Source organism: Protofrankia sp. CiP1_Cm_nod2 (genome assembly GCF_920664355.1).
GTDB lineage: Bacteria > Actinomycetota > Actinomycetes > Frankiales > Frankiaceae > Protofrankia.
Genome location: NZ_CAKKTL010000097.1, coordinates 2,339 through 5,143, shown reverse-complemented (window position 1 = coordinate 5,143; position 2,805 = coordinate 2,339). Strand labels below are relative to the sequence as shown.

The following is a 2,805-nucleotide window of genomic DNA, read 5'->3' as shown; positions in this document are numbered from 1 at the left end:
GCGGGCCGCGACCGCGCGCAGGGCGAGGAGGTAGGAGTCGAAACCGAGGCCGGTGATAGTCCCGGTCGCCACCGCGCTGATCACGCTGTGGTGCCGGAACGCCTCCCGGGCATGGGTCTGGCTCAGGTGGACCTCGACCAGCGGGCCCGCCACCTGCGCGGCCGCGTCGCGCAGCGCGTAGGAGTAGTGCGACCAGGCACCCGGGTTCAGCACGACCGGGACGCCGAGGTCGGCGGCCTCGTGCAGCCAGCGCAGCATCGTGGCCTCGTCGTCGGTCTGCCGGCAGTCCGCCACCAGGCCGAGCTCCCCGGCCAGCTCCTGGCAGGCCGCCACCAGGTCGGCGTAGCTGCGGCTGCCGTACACCGCCGGCTCCCGCAGCCCCAGCCGGCCGAGGTTCGCCCCGCTGAGCACCATGACCTTCACGACCGGGCCCTCATGACCGGGATCTTCATACCCGGGCCTGCGTGGCCGGGCCTGCGTGGCCGCGCCCTCGTGGGCGGGCACCCGACGCGCCAGGCCCCGGCGGGGCCTCCCCCGTGCGCCTGGCCCGGGTGTGCCGGGGTGCTGTCACCGCTCGTCCCCGCCGGGCAGGTCCGACAGCTCCCGGGCCACCTCCGAGAACGCGGCCACGACCAGCGCCCGGTCCGGGTCCTCCAGGATGCGTGGCCGGCCGAGCCCCTCGAGGGCGACGAACCGCAGCCGCCGGCCGCGGCTCTTCTTGTCCAGCCGCATCGCGTCGAGCAGCTCCGGCCAGCGGTCCGCCCGGTAGACGGTGGGCAGCCCGACCCGTTCGAGCAGCGCCCGGTGCCGGTCGGCGGTGGGCTCGTCCAGGCCCAGCGCGAGCCGGCCCAGCGAGGCCGCGAAGACCATGCCGACCGATACCGCCGCACCGTGCCGCCAGCTGAACCCCTCGACCTTCTCGATGGCGTGCCCGAGGGTGTGCCCGTAGTTGAGGATCTCCCGCCGGCCGGCCTCCCGCGGGTCGGCCGACACCACCGCCGCCTTCACCCGGATCGACCGCTCGATCAGCTCGCGCTGGTGGCGCAGCCCGCTCGGGTCGTCCTCGAGCAGGTCGAGGATGGCCGGGTCGGCGATGAAACCGGCCTTCACGACCTCGGCCAGGCCCGAGATCCGCTCGTTGGCGGGCAGGCTCGCCAGCGTCGCCAGGTCGGCGAACACGGCGAGCGGATGGTGGAAGGCCCCGACGAGGTTCTTGCCGGCGTCGGTGTCGATGCCGGTCTTGCCGCCGACCGCCGCGTCCACCATCCCCAGGACCGTGGTCGGGACCTGCACGAGGTCGACGCCGCGCAGCCAGGTGGCGGCCACGAAGCCGGCGAGGTCGGTCGTCGCCCCGCCGCCGAGGCCGATCACGACGTCGTCGCGGGTGAAGCCGACCTGGCCGAGGACGTCCCAGCAGAAGCCGGCGACGCGGGCCTGCTTGGCCTCCTCGCCGTCGGGGACCTCGACCGCGTGGGCCTCGACCTTCGCGGCATCCCGCAGGTCCGCGACCACCGCCTCCGCGGTCGCCCGCAGCGCGCGGGGGTGGATGACCGCGGCCCGGGTACGGCCGGCGACCCGCTCGGCGAGCTCGCCGAGCAGGCTCGTGCCGACCACGACCTGGTAGGGACGCTCGCCGGTGGGCGCGACCTCGATGCGGGTCACCGCGTCCGGGGCGGCCGGCCCCCCCTGGGACGCCAGCGGGGCGGCGGGGACCGGGGCCGCCGGCGATGTCGTCACGGCCCGACCAGCGGCCCGGGCAGCCGGCCCGCCGGCGCCGCGACAGCATGATCGTGATGCCGGCGGTCCGCCAGCAGCTTCTCGACCAACCCGACCACCTCCTCAGGTGTGTGCCCCACGGTGTCCACCACCGCGGCGGCGACTTCGGCGTACAACGGCGCGCGGGCCCGCAGCATCGCGGCGATCCTGGTGCGCGGCCCCTCGACCAGCAGTGGCCGGTCCCGGGCCAGGCCGACCCTGGCCACCGCGTCGTGGACCCCGACGTCGAGGTGGACGACGGTGTGCCCGCGCAGCGCCTGCCGGGTGGCCGCGTCCAGCACGGCCCCGCCGCCGAGGGCGAGCACCCCGTCGTGCCCGGCCAGGGCGCGGGCGACGGCGTCCCGCTCCAGTGCGCGGAAGTGCTCCTCCCCCAGCTCGACGAAGATGTCGGCGACGGACCGCCCGGCCCGGGCCTCGACGTCGGCGTCGGTGTCCCGGAAGGCCACCTCCAGCCGCCGCGCCAGCAGCCGTCCGACCGTGGTCTTCCCCGACCCGGGCGGGCCCACGAGCACCACGACCGGCCGCCGCACGCGGGCCGCCGCGGCAGCGCTGCCGGCGGCGGCACCCTCAGCGGCAACGCTGCCAAGGGCGACACCGTCGGCGGCGCCGCTGTCAGCGGCGCCAGTGGCAGCGGCGCCGGCGGCGTCCGGAGAGCCGGTCACCGGGCCGCCACCAGGACAGCGGCGATCATATCGGCTCCGATCGGACGATCAGGGACTTCAGGTATGTCTCACAGTTGCGGCGGGACTCCTCCACCGAGTCGCCGCCGAACTTCTCCAGGGCCGCGTCGGCGATCACCAGCGCCACCATGGCCTCGCCGACCACCCCGGCGGCGGGCACCGCGCACACGTCCGAGCGCTGCGCGATCGCGACCGCCCGCTCCCCGGTGGCGACGTCGATCGTCGACAGCGGCCGGGACAACGTCGAGATCGGCTTCATCGCGGCCCGGACCCGCAGCGGCTCACCGGTGGTCATCCCCCCTTCGACGCCGCCGGCGCGGTCGGTGGCCCGCCGCACCCGGTAGATGCC

Annotated in this window: 4 protein-coding genes; all 4 read right to left on the bottom strand. The window is 76.1% G+C overall.

Going from position 1 to position 2,805, the window contains the following annotated elements; genetic code table 11:
* Positions 1 to 414 (bottom strand): type II 3-dehydroquinate dehydratase (locus NBW84_RS12670; protein WP_250284826.1); only part of this gene is annotated, 414 nt, incomplete at its 3' end.
* Positions 415 to 567: 153 nt separating this feature from the next.
* The gene (aroB, locus tag NBW84_RS12665; protein WP_250284824.1) at positions 568 to 1,698 is read right to left on the bottom strand and encodes a 3-dehydroquinate synthase; all 1,131 of its coding nucleotides are present in this window, start codon (positions 1,696 to 1,698) and stop codon (positions 568 to 570) included.
* 35 nt (positions 1,699 to 1,733) lie between these two features.
* Entirely contained in the window at positions 1,734 to 2,438 is a 705-nt protein-coding gene (locus tag NBW84_RS12660) for a shikimate kinase (RefSeq protein ID WP_250284811.1), read from the bottom strand.
* A gap of 25 nt (positions 2,439 to 2,463) precedes the next feature.
* Positions 2,464 to 2,805 (bottom strand): chorismate synthase (locus NBW84_RS12655; protein WP_250284810.1); only part of this gene is annotated, 342 nt, incomplete at its 5' end.